The sequence below is a fragment of the Neobacillus sp. D3-1R genome (assembly GCF_052180215.1).
Lineage (GTDB): Bacteria > Bacillota > Bacilli > Bacillales > Cytobacillaceae > Pseudoneobacillus.
This window is the reverse complement of the sequence record NZ_CP197471.1, coordinates 3149082-3163424: the sequence shown is the minus strand read 5'-3', so window position 1 is coordinate 3163424 and position 14343 is coordinate 3149082. Positions and strand designations below refer to the sequence as shown.

Genomic DNA, 14343 nt, shown 5'->3' with positions numbered 1-14343 from the left:
GCTCATCTTACATACTTTTTTAAGTAATATTATTATTTGGAAGCGCAATCTTATGGGGGATTGTGAAGACTAGAAGGAGATGAGTGTCTTGGCAGCAGAAAAAGTATTTCCAATGACCCTAGCTGGAAAAGAAAAGCTTGAGCAAGAATTAGAACAATTAAAATCGGTAAAACGAAAAGAAGTTGTAGAGCGCATTAAAATTGCTCGTAGCTTTGGGGATTTATCCGAGAATTCTGAGTATGATTCTGCAAAAGAAGAACAAGCCTTTGTCGAAGGTCGTATAACGACTCTAGAAAATATGATTCGAAATGCAAAAATCATCGATGAAGCAGAAATGAGTACGGATAGTGTTGCACTTGGACGTTCCGTTACATTTATTGAATTACCAGACGGAGAAGAAGAAACCTATATTATTGTTGGTAGCGCAGAAGCTGATCCGTTTGAAGGAAAAATCTCCAATGATTCACCAATCGCTAAAAGCCTATTAGGTAAAAAGGTTGGCGATGAGGTATCTGTACAAACTCCAGGTGGAGACATGGTTGTAAAAATTACTGAAATTAAATAATTTCTAAGCTAAGGGACTTATCTTTTAAAGATAAGTCCTTTTGTTTTATGAATTTGACCGTTTGAAATTGATGGATCTCGTCAAAACTTTTGACGAGAGGTGGAAAAGATGAAGTGGAAAAAAAGAGCAATCATATCTTTATGCTTTTGGTTAGCGGGAATCTCCTTTTTGATAGGAAGGCTTGTTCAAATTCAATTGGTTTCAACTGAGGATTATACAAAACACCATGTAAACCTAATTGAAGCAAGTGTTAATCAACGGTCACAAGAAATGATTGTTGATAATGGAAGAGGAAATTTTCTTGATAGAAGCGGACAACTTCTAACCCAACAGAGGCTTCCAGTTTTAATTTTATTTCCGTTTTTAAACAAGATGGAATGGAAGGTTAACGAAGTGGCCCGCATTTTAGGCGTGTCAGATTATACGATCATGAAAGAAATAGAGAAAAATGATAAACCTTTTGCATTAGGAGAGCCGAAACCTCTTCTTTTATCAAATGATCAAATGGAAAAAATCAATGCCCTAAATATACCAGGCGTTTTTGCCGTAGAAAAAAAATATAATTTATCTAATTATCCAGCGGAACAACTTATCGGAATTGTACGTGAAAATCCAACAGAATTAAAAAGAAGATATCCAGATAAAGAATTATCAAATGAAACCTTAATTGGTGTTTCAGGAATGGAAGCAAGTTTTGATGAATTTTTATTACCTGAAGGAAAATCCAAGCTGGTTTACCATGTAGATGGTGACGGTTCTCCATTATTTGGTATAAATGTGAAGTATGTTGACCCAGCAAATCCATTTTATCCTGTTAATATACGAACAACCATCGATACTAAATTTCAATCGGCAGCTGAAAAATTGGTAGATCAATATGGAATTAAAAAAGGCGGGCTGGTTTTACTCGATTTACAAGATAATTCTGTTTTAGCCATGGTTTCAAGACCGAATATTAATCAAAAAGATCCATATAATGGTTTAGGGATGCACAATATGATGCTTGAAAGACAAATCTTGGGTTCTGTTTTTAAAACGGTTGTCGCTGCAGCTGCTATCGATTATAAGCTTGATAATCCGGATCGGTTGTTTGATTGTAATGTAATTAATGGAAAGCCGGATTTGCAGCATCAATATGGGGAGTTAGATTTCACCAATAGTTTTGCAAGGAGCTGCAACAATACTTTTGGTACACTGGCTAGAGAGTTAAAGGACATTGATCCCAATATATTAGAAGACTATGCCAGTCGATTAAGCTTAACAGAAAAAGTAGGATGGCAAGGTGACGTTTATCATTTTGAAGGATTTAAGCAATTAAAAGACGAAGAAAAGGGACGAGTTTTTACTTCAGAGGATGCAAAAAAAGATAAAAATTTTGTTTATTTTTCAGGTATTGGACAGCATGAAGTAAGAATTACTCCGTTAGAAGTAGCCAATATGATGGCTACGATAGCCCGAGGAGGAAAAAAAGAAATGGTTAGAGTAGCTTCTAAAATTGAATATAAAAATGGAACCACCATGGCGGAATTTAAGAAAAAGTCCATTCCAGGTGAAACCATTGCACCATATACAGCCATGAAATTACAAAAACTTTTAAGAGAAGTTGTTATGAATGAGAATGGAACGGGGAGATGGTTTCAAGACCTTCCTTACGAAGTGGCAGGTAAGTCTGGAACAGCTCAAACAGGAATAATGGCAAACAATGAAGAATTACATAATAAATGGTTTGCTGGATACTTCCCTTATAAAAATCCTAGGTATGCCCTCGTAACTGTTAATTTAGGAGTTCCATCCAATGAGGGAGGGGTTAATCCATTGTTTGCAGACATGGTCAAAGCAATATATGAGATTGACAATGAATAGAAAAAAAGCTTGGGCATGCCTTATTTCTTCAAGTTCTAAGTTAGACATGATAAAATAGTGGCAATTGTACCAAGAATGATGCAAGGGAGAGATCAATATGAAACATAAGGATTTCGATTTTAAAGGGGATTCACGGTTATCTCAAAGATCAAAACGAAGAAAAACTAATTTAATATTAAATAGTTTAATTGTACTTGTATTACTGCTCATCATTGTTGTTTCAGCATCCATTTTTTTCGGCGGCAATGATGAGTCTACCGCATCCAATGAAAATGGCAAAAATATTGAAACAAAAGAAAATAACAAAACAAATCAAGAAGAAACGAATATAGATAACGCACAAGAGGGTTCTTCAGAATCGAGCGTTGAAGAGGAAGAAGATTCAAATTCTACCATCGAGGAAGATGATTCCACTACTGAAGATACAACATCTGAAGAAACTAGCACTGAGGGTGAAACCGATTCAGAGACTGTTGTAACCGAGGGTGGAAGCGACCCCAATGTGAAAGCCACTATTACAAACCCTGATTGGAAACCTGTAGGAACTTCCCAATCAGGTGAACATGTAACGGTATACGATCAAAATTCAGCTGATTGGCAAGAAATGCTTCAAGCTATTTCATATGCGACAGGTGTGGAACAAAGTAATATGACAGTTTGGTTTTTAGGAAGAAATAATGAATCAGGAAGTCAATCAATTAGCACAATCACTTCCAAAGACCAATCTAAAATTTATCGTGTAGTCATTGAATGGGTAGATGGGCAAGGATGGAAACCACTAAAGGCCGAAGAGTTAATAGAAAATGATAGAAGATAAAAAAGAAAAGCGCAAGCGCCTTGGTAAGCCCCGACAAGCAAATGTTCTCTAGCAAGGAAAAAAGAAGTTTATTTTTTCCCTGTAAGAAGTCTGGACTTTGACTTCTTACGCTAGAGGTTATTTGACCAAGGAAGAAGTGATCTTTCTTCTTCCATCGAGGGGCTAGGCAGGAAGAAATGAAGTACTTTCTTCCCTGCTGGAGCTAGACAATTTTCGGAATCCCAAAAAGTTATACTTTCTTAACCATTAAGCAAAGGGGTCTGACCTTCACCGCTTTAAAGCGGTGGGGGTCAGACCCCCTTTGCATTAAAGCGATGAAGTCTAGCTTTTTAGGCTTTGTTGTTTTTGAAGTGAACAAGTGCCGTGTAAAAAGTGGCTCCATTTTGGTCGACATGCATTTGGTGGGAGGCTGAGTGTACCTTTAATAGTATCGATTTGTTTATTTCGATTCGTTCGTTCATTTTTTTTTCAAGAGAAGGTAAATCCCTTGCTTCAAATAATTCTACTTTATCTTCAATTAGATCTAATTGTAGATTCATCAATATCTGTCCTCTCCTTTTCCATACTTATATTTTATTTTTTAATCGAATACAAATCAATTCTTATTGAATGATTTAAATGTTTGTGTTAAATTGGGAACAGGTCATTTTTTAATTCATAGTATACTCATAGGAATTATGAGTATATAGTGGAGAGTGAATAACGTGGGACGAGAATTTTTAAATATATTTGAACAATGGGCAGATTCTTATGATCAAACGGTAGTAGGTCATGATGAAGAATATATGGAGGTTTTCAGTAACTATGAAGCCATTTTAGAAGAGGTTGCTAATCGTGCAAACGGGCATGTTGTCGAGTTTGGTGTAGGAACAGGCAACTTAACTTCTAAATTGTTGAGAAGAAATCTTCAAGTAACTGGTATAGAACCATCACCTGCTATGCGGAAAATCGCAATAGAAAAGCTTGGAATGCAAACTCAAATACTTGATGGAGATTTTATTATTTTCCCTGAAACTGATCCTGTAGATACATTTGTCAGCACGTATGCCTTTCACCATTTAACCGATGAAGAAAAAGAACAAGCCATTGAGAAATATGGAAAGAAATTAGCTATTGGTGGTAAAATAGTCTTTGCGGATACGATGTACGAGTCTGAGGAAGCTTATAAAGAAGCTATCCAAGATGCGTTATCAAAGGGCTATCTAAATCTTGCAATGGATTTAAAAACAGAATATTATACAACGATTCCTGTTTTAAAAGAAATGCTCGAGAAAAATGGATTTGAGGTCCGTTTTATTTCATGTAATAAATTTGTATGGATTTTAGAGGCTGAAAAAAAGTAAAGAAAGAGGTTTATCAATGAAAATAGCAATCATCGGTGCAATGGAAGAAGAAGTGACTTTATTACGTGATCATATTGAGAACAAAGAGCAAACAACGATTGCGGGTTGTGAGTTTACATCTGGTCAAATGAATGGGGCAGAAGTAGTTTTATTACGCTCAGGTATTGGAAAAGTAAACGCTGCAATGTCAACAACCATTCTATTAGAAGTGTTTAAACCAGATGTAGTGATTAATACGGGATCTGCCGGGGGATTTAATCCAAAACTAAATGTTGGAGATGTTGTCATATCAACAGAAGTTCGACATCATGATGTGGACGTAACAGCTTTTGGGTATGAATATGGGCAAGTACCACAGCTTCCACCAGCCTTTACAGCAGATGAAAAATTAGTCAAAATAGCAGAAAAAGCTGCAACTGAAATCAATGATATTCAAGTTGTAAAAGGTTTAATTGCAACAGGAGATTCATTTATGCATGAACCAACTCGTGTAGAGTTTGTCAGAGGTAAGTTTACAGATTTACAAGCTGTAGAAATGGAAGCTGCTGCTATTTCTCAAGTCGCACATCAATTCCAAACTCCTTTTGTTATTATACGCTCTTTGTCAGACATTGCAGGGAAAGAATCTAATCTTTCATTTGAACAATATTTAGAAAAAGCAGCTGTTAATTCAGCTAACTTAGTAATGAAAATCGTTAAAGCAGTGAAGGAACAGTAATTATTGGGGAACCGTTCTTAGTATATTTGCTTAAGGAAAATGACTGAATCAAACGATAAAGGGCGGACTTATTGTGAAGGTTTATCAAAATGTTCACCAATTAATTGGTCATACACCTATTGTTGAAATCAATCATTTCCATCTTACAGAAGGCGTACGTATATTTGCTAAATTGGAGTTTATGAATCCTGGTGGAAGTGTAAAAGATCGCTTAGGTTTGGAACTTTTAAAAGAAGCTGTCGAAAGTGGAAAACTACTACCTGGCGGGACTATTATTGAACCAACTGCTGGTAATACGGGAATAGGCTTAGCCCTAGCAGCTATAAATTCCGGATATAAAGTAGTTGTCTGTGTTCCTGAAAAGTTTAGTATGGAAAAACAGGATTTAATGAGAGCACTCGGGGCCAAAATTGTTCATACGCCAACTGCTGAGGGGATGAAAGGGGCTATTTCAAAAGCTAAGGAATTGTTAAAAGAAATCCCTAATTCCTATAGCCCGCAGCAGTTTGCCAATCCTGCCAACCCTATGACGTACTACAAAACATTAGGACCTGAGATTTGGGAGCAACTAGAAGGTCATATTGATATTTTCATTGCTGGAGCGGGTACAGGTGGCACATTTATGGGGACGGCAAAATATCTAAAAGAAAAAAATCCTTCCATTAAAACCGTCATTGTTGAGCCAGAAGGCTCTATCTTAAACGGTGGAAAACCTGGTCCACATAAAACGGAAGGAATTGGCATGGAGTTTTTACCGGAATATATGGATGTAAGCTTTTTTGACGCCATTCATACAGTATCAGATGTAGATGCCTTTCACCGTGTTAAAGAAGTGGCTTTAAAAGAAGGACTTCTTGTTGGAAGTTCTTCTGGTGCAGCACTGCATGCAGCTATCTTAGAGGCTGAAAAATTAAAAAAACCTGCTAATATTTTGGTTGTTTTCCCAGATAGCAGTGAAAGATACTTAAGTAAAAAAATATATGAGGGAGGGGTCTAGAGGATGAGACAAAAAACAAAGTTAATTCATGGTGGAATAAGTAATGACCCACATACTGGAGCAGTATCAGTTCCGATTTATCAGGTAAGCACCTTTAAACAAGAAGGGGTAGGTGGGCATAAGGGCTTTGAATATTCTCGAACTGGAAACCCTACCCGTCATGCACTTGAGGAACTAATTAAGGATCTTGAGGGTGGTAAAAGAGGATTTGCTTTTGGTTCAGGAATGGCCGCCATCACTGCTGTTGTCATGCTTTTTAACCGTGGTGACCATATCATTTTAACGGATGACGTATATGGCGGGACATTCCGAGTTATGACAAAGGTATTAAATCGATTTGGGATTGAGTCCACATTTGTTGATACGAGCCATTTGGAGAATATTACTAAATCTATTCGCCCAAATACGAAAGCGATTTACCTGGAAACCCCAACTAATCCATTACTAAAAATTACTGATATTGCAGCTGCTGCTAAATTAGCAAAAGAAAATCATTTATTAACGATTGTTGATAATACTTTTTCAACACCATACTGGCAAACACCAATTGAATTAGGAGCGGATATTGTGTTACACAGTGCTACTAAGTATATTGGTGGACACAGTGATGTAGTGGCTGGATTAGTAGTAGTTGCTGACGATAAACTAGGAGAAGATTTGCATTTTGTACAAAACTCTACAGGTGGCGTACTTGGCCCTCAGGATTCTTGGCTATTAATAAGAGGGATTAAAACTCTTGGCGTCAGAATGGAAGAAACGGAAAGCAATACGAAAGCAATCGTACAGTTTTTACAAGAACATCCCAACGTAAAAAAGGTGTACTATCCAGGCTTAGAACAACATCCAAACCATGAAATTGCAAAGAAACAAGCAAAAGGCTTTGGTGGCATGTTATCGTTTGATGTAGGAAGCGGTGAGGCAGCAGATAGACTTCTGGCTAAGCTTCATTATTTTACTTTAGCTGAAAGTTTAGGAGCTGTTGAGAGTCTTATCTCCGTTCCAGCCAGAATGACGCATGCTTCTATTCCAGCAGAGCGTAGGGCTGAATTAGGTATAACCGATGGTTTAGTTCGAATCTCAGTCGGGATTGAAGATGTTGAAGACCTATTGGAAGATTTAAAACAGGCATTAGAAAATTAATAAGATTACTAGACTATCCTTTAAAAGGATAGTTTTTTTTAGGCTCTTTTAAATGAGCTGTGTTGATTTTACACTAGGTTGATTGGAGAGGAAGGCGCGAGACTCCTGCGGGAGCAGCGGGACAGGTGAGACCCCACAGGAGCGATAGCGACGAGGAGGCTCACCGCACGCCCCGCGGAAAGCGAGTGCCTGCAGCGGAAATCAACATCCTTGTATAACAGAGCCTTTTATAAATAATTTCTTGGTAATTCTACTATTAATTACAAGCTCTATTTATATGTTATCTATGTTAAAGTAGAAAAAGAGAGTTCTTATTTCTATTATGATAGGTGATGAAATATGAAAATAGAGATTAAAAAAGTCTACGAAAAAATGATAGATTTCCATCGCTTTGCAACAGTATTATTGGCCGTTGCAGTGTTTTTATATTTAGGTGTGATTATTCCCAAAGATTCCACACAAATGAACCAGTTGGTTGGTATGGGTGGAACCATCTTGTTTTTATCTCTTTCCATCCTTTTCTTCTTCCAGTCAAAAAAGTTAAGAAAAAGATTAGAGGATACAGAAGAAGGTCAAAATTTTTTAATGAAGAAATAAAGCGCCTTTGATAGGCGTTTTTTTTATATTTTACAAAACTTGAAAAAAAATCCAAAAAAGGGGTTTACATGTAATATTAAAGTGGTTATACTTACCAAGGTAAGTGAAAAAATTCTGATTAGGAGGTTGAATGATGAAAAAGTTATCTTTATTAAACAATAAAACTTCATATGAAACAAAAATACATTCGACCTATTGGAATGGATTCACTCAGTAATTACTTTTTGTGAATATAACTTTCCATGCCGCAGGGAGAATTGTGACCTGTGGCATTTTTATGTCTAAAAAGCCGCAGGGGTCTATTTTCCTGCGGTTTTTTTCTGCCTATGGAACTAAAGGAGGTGAGTGGAATGACACTAAATATTTTATTTCTAACGGTAACCATTAAGAAAAGAACAAATTCAACAAATGACTACTTATTTGAAGATAAAATAAAAAGAATGGAAGAAGAAAACAGAAATCGCATGTACCAAATACTTCATAATCAACGTATGTATTAATCGGGTGCAAAAGCTGAATTTTGAGAGGTGAGCAATATGACATTAAACATTTTATTTTTAACGGTAACGATTAAAAAAAGAGCAAAGAATCTAAATGATTATATTCATGAGAATAAGATCGAAAGAATGGAAGAAGAAAACAGAAATCGCATGTACCAAATACTTCATAATCAACGTATGTATTAATCGGGTACAAAAGCTGAATTTTGAGAGGTGAGCTATATGACATTAAACATTTTATTTTTAACGGTAACGATTAAAAAAAGATCAAAAAATCTAAATGAATATATACATGAAAATAAGATCGCAAGAATGGAAGAGGAAAATAGAAATCGTATTTATCAAATGCTTCATATGCAGAGAATGTATTAATTATTGGTATACATGGAATCGTGTTTTTAAAAATATAAGGGAGGTGTATCATAATGACATTAAACATCTTATTTCTTACGGTAACTATTAAAAAAAGATTGATCAGTGAAAAAGAGTATTTGCATCATCAAATGATTAAGAAAATTGAAGAAGAACATCGAAATCGTCAAATGAATTTTTATCGTTTATTTTAATTCTTAATTCAGAAAGGTGGTAATGAAATGATTTATAGAAAACTTAGATGTAAAAAATGCTTATGGGTGATGAAAGATACCACCTAAAGACCGAAATAAGGAGGATCTTTATGTCTTTACATGTGTTATTATTAACGGTTTTTTTTCGTAAAAAGAAGTCAAATTGATATACTATTTTCACGATAAGAATGTAGATAAATCGAAGATATATGGTATACTATTTTTAAAAAAAGGGGTGCCTATATATGTTCATGATGGTATTAGGACTTATCATTACTGGTGTAATCGGTTGTGTGATTGCAGCTGAAGTAAGTGTTGATTAATTATAAAAAGCATTAGCCCGAGGCTAATGCTTTTTTGTTCTTATCTTTTTTTTCTTTTTTCTTTTTCTGCACGATAAAATTCATGGAACATCTTCATTAAGGCACGTTTTTCAATCCTAGACACATAGCTTCTTGATATTCCAAGCTCTTTAGCAATTTCACGCTGTGTTTTTTCTTTTTGTAAATCTAGGCCAAAGCGGCCCACAATTACTTCCTTTTCTCTTTCATCCAATACATCAATATACTCCTTAATCTTCTCTAGTTCCATATTTAGCTGTATGGTTTCAATAACGTCCTCTGACTCAGATTTTAAAACGTCAATTAAGGAGATTTCATTTCCTTCTTTATCTTGACCGATTGGGTCATGTAAAGAAACGTCTTTTCTTGTCTTCTTTAGAGCACGAAGATGCATAAGGATTTCATTTTCGATACAACGGGCTGCATATGTTGCGAGCTTTGTTCCTTTTCCTTCTGAATAACTTTCAATAGCTTTTATTAACCCAATGGTACCAATCGAAATGAGATCTTCTGAATCTTCACCGGTATTTTCGAATTTTTTCACAATATGTGCAACAAGTCTTAAATTATGTTCAATTAACATATTTCGTGCATGTGAATCGCCTTCTGCCATCAATCTTAGGTACTTTCGTTCGTCAGCAGCAGATAAAGGTTGTGGAAAGGCATTATTCTTCACATATGAGACTAGAAAAATGATTTCTTTAACTAAGAAACCTAGTGCAGTTAAGATACCGGACATTTTAACACCCCCGTTAGGACTTTTGCCTATAACTAATTCCTATGTGAAGGGTTAACGGATTGTGTCTGTCCTATATAATATTTTTTAAAGGAAAATCTTTCAAATTATAGTTTATGTAGCCATTCCTTAAAAGTTTAGCCAGTTTAAAAAAAGCCCATACAAAGGCATTTGTCCTAACATATTTTATTAATAATACCTGTTTATTTATTTGATAAACAGAATGAAAACTTGGGGAAAAGGAGGGATTATTATGCCATACGGTTACCCAGTTTCATATGGATACCCAGCTCCATATCCTTATCCGTATCCGCCCCCATATGCTGTAAGCGGTGGAGCATGGTATGCATTCTTCATTGTTATACTAGTATTAGTATTGATATTTGGTGGTTGGTGGTACTTTAGTGGATGTTATAGATGATTTTTTAGAAAAGCTTATGCGCTTGCATAGGCTTTTTTATATGCATAATAATAGAAATTTTCTAAAAATATTATTATAATAATAGAGTATTTAAATAGGGGGGGATATCCATGACTGCCACAACTTATTCGGCTGTTTGGGATTTAGACGTATTTTTTAATGGAGGAAGTAATTCACCAGAGTTTCAAGCACATCTTGCTGAAACAAATGAGAAGTTAAATAGCTTTAAAGAAAGTGTGAAGAATTGGAAGGGTACTACAACGGAAGAACATATTGTTATTCTTATAGACTTACTTAAACAGTTTCAAACTGTTACAAAGGCTGTTCGACAAGAAGGAGCTTTTGTAAGCTGTTTAGAGGCTCAAAACATGGCTGATAAAAAGGCAAATGAACTTCGCTCTCGTGTGACAGGTTTAAGCGCGTCCTTTCAATCTATTTTAACTGACTTTGATGAAAGATTAATTTCGTTTAGTGAGGAAGATTGGCAAACCATCCTAAAGGATGAAAGACTGGCAGAATTGTCATTTGTCCTATCAGAGCGCCGAAATCGTGCAAACGAAAAGCTCTCAAAAGAAGAGGAAAAATTAATTAATTCCCTTAGTGTAGATGGATATCATAGCTGGGGACAGATGTATGACTTAATTGTTGGGTCCATACATATTCCTTTTAAGGATGAAGATGGCGAAAAGCTCCTTTCAGTAGGGCAGGCTTCTAATAAATTCTCTAGTTCAGATCGTCAAGTAAGAAAGAACGTTTTTGAAAACTGGGAAGCATCATGGGGAGAAAAAGCTGAACTTCTTTCCAAAACGTTAAATCATTTAGCTGGTTTCCGTTTAAATGTGTATAAACAACGCGGTTGGGAAGACACATTGAAGGAATCACTTGATATGAACAGAATGAGCAGAAAGACTTTGGAAACCATGTGGGAGGTTATTTCAGATTATAAACAACCTCTGGTTGAATATATGAAACGTAAAGCAGAACTTTTAGGTGTAGAAAAATTAAGTTGGTATGACCTCGATGCCCCAATAGGTAACAGTGAGACAAAATTATCCTATCAAGAAGGAGCAGAGTTTATCCTTGAACATTTTGCTCAATTCGGAGAGGAAAAAACAAAGTTTGCTAAGATGGCATTTGAGGATAGATGGATTGAAGCCGAAGATCGTGCTGGAAAAAGACCAGGTGGCTTCCATACCTACTTCCCAGAATCAGGTCAATCACGAATTTTTATGACCTATTCCGGAACACCATCTAATATATCAACATTGGCTCATGAATTGGGCCATGGCTTCCATACGTACGCGATGAGAGATTTACATACATTAAATCGTAATTACGCAATGAATGTTGCTGAAACAGCCTCTACTTTTGCTGAAATGATTCTAGCAGATGCATCAGTCAAAAACGCGAAAACGAAAGAGGAAAAAGTTGCGTTACTAGAAGATAAGGTACAGCGTTCAGTGGCACTATTAATGAATATCCACTCACGTTTCTTATTTGAAACTAAGTTTTATGAAGAAAGAAAGTCAGGAATGGTAAGTACAGAAAGATTAAATGAATTGATGCTGCAGGCTCAAAAAGAGGCTTATGCAGATGGATTAGAGGAATATCATCCATTATTCTGGGCATCTAAGCTTCATTTTTACTTAACAGGAGTTCCATTCTATAACTTCCCATATACCTTTGGTTATTTATTCTCATTAGGAATATATTCTAAAGCAATAGAAGAAGGAAAAGGATACGAAGATAAATATATTGCTTTATTAAAGGATACGGCAAGTATGACAGTTGAAGACTTAGCGAAGAAACATTTAAATGTGGATTTAACTAAGCGAGACTTCTGGGAAGCAGCAGTAAAATTATGTGTGAAAGATGTTGAAGATTTCCTTGAATTAACGAAATAACATAAAGAAAACACATCTCTTAAAACTAGGGATGTGTTTTCTTGTTTTAAAAATAATGAAATTTAAATTTGTGGATAAATATAGACGAAGTTTTCGTAATCCAGCTCCAGCAGGGAAGAAAGTACTTCATTTCTTCCTGCCTAGCCCCTCGAGGGAAGAAGATAAATCACTTCTTCCTTGGTCAAATAACCTCTAGTGTAAGAAGTCGAAGTTCAGACTTCTTACACTAGAGAACATTTGCTTGTCGGGGCAGGGAAAAAATGAACTTCTTTTTTCAATGTTCAAGGCGCTTGCGCTTTTTGTTCTTATGTTATACTTTTTTTAGTTTAAATGGACTAACCATTAAAAAAGCAAGGATAATAATGATAAACAGGAATATTTGGGATGGAACGTAAGGATAGAATAGGTAGCTTAAAGTGGCTAGACAACCAGCAGCAGTAATAGGTAGGCCTGTAAAGTAGCCATTGTTTTCGGATATATTGAAACGGGCAAGTCTAAAAGCTCCACATCCAATAAAAAAAACAGTAAAGAATGAACCTGGGCCGCCAAATTCATGTAAAATTCCTTGGTACAATAATAGTGCAGGTGCGACTCCAAATGATATAATATCACACATGGAATCTAATTGTTTACCAAGTTCTGACTCGATATTAAATTTTCTTGCGACCATACCATCAAAACGATCAGCTAATGCAGCAATAAAGATTAAAAGTAAGCTTAAGTTAAAATTACCATGAATAGTGAAAATAATGGCAAATCCACCTAAAGACAAATTAATCAAGGTTAGAACATTGGCAGTTTGTGCTTTTAACTTCTTTATTGTTTGGTCAAACACATTTGATAGGAACACTTTTTCACTCCTTTCTCAATTAGGAATGGATCCATACAAAAATATCACTTCTTATAATATTATTTTATTCTAAGTGTTTTATGAACATCCGTAAAGAGCATTTCACAACCTTTTGGAGGTATATACATTGTTAAAAAACGTTTATAGACTAATGATCGAGCTAACCAATGGAAAATGGTCATCTAGAGTTTTAAAAAAATTTACACGATCTCATATAAGTAAATTTTTAATTCCTTCCTTTGCTAAAACTTATAAAATTAATACAATTGAAATGGCAAACCCTTTGAAAAGTTTTCCAACCCTGCATGACTTTTTTATAAGAAAATTAAAAGAAGACGCACGGCCAATCCATACAGACGAATTATCGGTGACGAGCCCAGTGGATGCGATTATCGAGGATATTGGGAATATTCAACCGAATGCTGTAGTAAAGGTCAAAGGGAAAATTTATTCTATCTCTGAGATGTTAGGAAGTTTGGAGAAAGCAACGCCTTATATAAATGGTACATATATGGTTTTTTATTTAAGTCCAAGTCATTATCACCGTATTCACTCCCCAGTAAATGGTAAAGTAAAAGACCAATGGGAGCTTGGCAGTAAATCTTATCCAGTAAATAAATGGGGTTTAAAATACGGGAAGTATCCTTTATCGAAAAACTATCGTTCTATAACTGAAGTCGATATCGTAAACAATCAATTGGCAGTTGTAAAGGTTGGAGCAATGTTTGTCAATTCGATTGAGCTTACCCATCCTAATGAACATTTAAGTAAAGGGCAAGAACTTGCTTATTTTACTTTCGGCTCAACTGTTATTCTTTTATTTCAAGAGAACCACTTTTCCTTACTTCCATCCATTAAAACGCCATATCCAATAAAAATGGGAGAAAAAATAGGAGAAATCTGTTTGTAAATTTAATAAAGGTGCAAAGTGAAAGTGTGCTTTTTGTAACTTTTTTAAAAAAATTCCCTCTAGAACTGTAATAAA

18 protein-coding genes are annotated in these 14343 nt (G+C 35.4%); 15 read left to right on the top strand and 3 right to left on the bottom strand.

Features of this window, described 5'->3' with window-relative positions; genetic code table 11:
- Positions 1-88 precede the first annotated feature (88 nt).
- The 3 genes from greA (at position 89) to ACSBPO_RS16305 (ending at position 3245) form a co-directional block, all read left to right on the top strand.
- Complete coding sequence (gene greA, locus ACSBPO_RS16315; protein WP_442595113.1) at positions 89-565, top strand: transcription elongation factor GreA; 477 nt, start codon at positions 89-91, stop codon at positions 563-565.
- 108 nt (positions 566-673) lie between these two features.
- Positions 674-2428 (top strand): peptidoglycan D,D-transpeptidase FtsI family protein, encoded by a 1755-nt coding sequence (locus tag ACSBPO_RS16310; protein ID WP_442595111.1) that lies wholly within the window; start codon positions 674-676, stop codon positions 2426-2428.
- 97 nt (positions 2429-2525) lie between these two features.
- Positions 2526-3245: a YrrS family protein gene (locus ACSBPO_RS16305; protein ID WP_442595109.1), complete on the top strand. Its 720-nt coding sequence runs from the start codon at positions 2526-2528 to the stop codon at positions 3243-3245.
- A 329-nt stretch (positions 3246-3574) separates the two neighbouring features.
- Here ACSBPO_RS16305 and ACSBPO_RS16300 read toward each other — a convergent pair whose 3' ends face one another.
- Entirely contained in the window at positions 3575-3784 is a 210-nt protein-coding gene (locus tag ACSBPO_RS16300) for a DUF2536 family protein (protein WP_442600394.1), read from the bottom strand.
- A 165-nt stretch (positions 3785-3949) separates the two neighbouring features.
- On the opposite strand from ACSBPO_RS16300, the gene ACSBPO_RS16295 reads away from it, so the two are divergent.
- The 9 genes from ACSBPO_RS16295 to ACSBPO_RS16255 all read left to right on the top strand — a co-directional run bounded on the left by ACSBPO_RS16295 (position 3950) and on the right by ACSBPO_RS16255 (position 9106).
- Entirely contained in the window at positions 3950-4588 is a 639-nt protein-coding gene (locus ACSBPO_RS16295) for a class I SAM-dependent methyltransferase (protein ID WP_442595107.1), read from the top strand.
- Positions 4589-4604: 16 nt separating this feature from the next.
- Entirely contained in the window at positions 4605-5306 is a 702-nt protein-coding gene (gene mtnN / locus ACSBPO_RS16290; protein WP_442595105.1) for a 5'-methylthioadenosine/S-adenosylhomocysteine nucleosidase, read from the top strand.
- Between the two features lie 73 nt (positions 5307-5379).
- Complete coding sequence (gene cysK, locus ACSBPO_RS16285) at positions 5380-6303, top strand: cysteine synthase A (protein ID WP_442595103.1); 924 nt, start codon at positions 5380-5382, stop codon at positions 6301-6303.
- A gap of 3 nt (positions 6304-6306) precedes the next feature.
- The gene (locus ACSBPO_RS16280) at positions 6307-7443 is read left to right on the top strand and encodes a bifunctional cystathionine gamma-lyase/homocysteine desulfhydrase (protein ID WP_442595102.1); all 1137 of its coding nucleotides are present in this window, start codon (positions 6307-6309) and stop codon (positions 7441-7443) included.
- A 339-nt stretch (positions 7444-7782) separates the two neighbouring features.
- Positions 7783-8040, top strand: a complete 258-nt coding sequence (locus ACSBPO_RS16275) for a YrhC family protein (RefSeq protein WP_442595100.1) — start codon at positions 7783-7785, stop codon at positions 8038-8040.
- A 350-nt stretch (positions 8041-8390) separates the two neighbouring features.
- Positions 8391-8540: a YrzI family small protein gene (locus ACSBPO_RS16270; RefSeq protein WP_442595098.1), complete on the top strand. Its 150-nt coding sequence runs from the start codon at positions 8391-8393 to the stop codon at positions 8538-8540.
- A 36-nt stretch (positions 8541-8576) separates the two neighbouring features.
- Positions 8577-8726, top strand: a complete 150-nt coding sequence (locus tag ACSBPO_RS16265; RefSeq protein WP_442595096.1) for a YrzI family small protein — start codon at positions 8577-8579, stop codon at positions 8724-8726.
- A gap of 36 nt (positions 8727-8762) precedes the next feature.
- Positions 8763-8912, top strand: a complete 150-nt coding sequence (locus ACSBPO_RS16260; protein ID WP_442595094.1) for a YrzI family small protein — start codon at positions 8763-8765, stop codon at positions 8910-8912.
- A 53-nt stretch (positions 8913-8965) separates the two neighbouring features.
- Positions 8966-9106, top strand: a complete 141-nt coding sequence (locus ACSBPO_RS16255; protein WP_442595092.1) for a YrzI family small protein — start codon at positions 8966-8968, stop codon at positions 9104-9106.
- 363 nt (positions 9107-9469) lie between these two features.
- Here ACSBPO_RS16255 and sigK read toward each other — a convergent pair whose 3' ends face one another.
- The gene (gene sigK, locus ACSBPO_RS16250) at positions 9470-10186 is read right to left on the bottom strand and encodes an RNA polymerase sporulation sigma factor SigK (protein WP_442595090.1); all 717 of its coding nucleotides are present in this window, start codon (positions 10184-10186) and stop codon (positions 9470-9472) included.
- Between the two features lie 250 nt (positions 10187-10436).
- Here sigK and ACSBPO_RS16245 point away from each other — a divergent pair, with 250 nt between their 5' ends.
- A complete protein-coding gene (locus ACSBPO_RS16245) occupies positions 10437-10604 on the top strand; it encodes a hypothetical protein (RefSeq protein WP_442595088.1) in 168 nt (55 codons plus the stop codon).
- A gap of 110 nt (positions 10605-10714) precedes the next feature.
- Positions 10715-12508, top strand: coding sequence for a M3 family oligoendopeptidase (locus ACSBPO_RS16240; protein ID WP_442595086.1), 1794 nt, complete (start codon positions 10715-10717; stop codon positions 12506-12508).
- Positions 12509-12818: 310 nt separating this feature from the next.
- Here ACSBPO_RS16240 and pssA read toward each other — a convergent pair whose 3' ends face one another.
- The gene (gene pssA / locus ACSBPO_RS16235) at positions 12819-13358 is read right to left on the bottom strand and encodes a CDP-diacylglycerol--serine O-phosphatidyltransferase (protein WP_442595084.1); all 540 of its coding nucleotides are present in this window, start codon (positions 13356-13358) and stop codon (positions 12819-12821) included.
- 127 nt (positions 13359-13485) lie between these two features.
- On the opposite strand from pssA, the gene ACSBPO_RS16230 reads away from it, so the two are divergent.
- Entirely contained in the window at positions 13486-14268 is a 783-nt protein-coding gene (locus ACSBPO_RS16230) for a phosphatidylserine decarboxylase (protein WP_442595082.1), read from the top strand.
- Positions 14269-14343 lie beyond the last annotated feature (75 nt).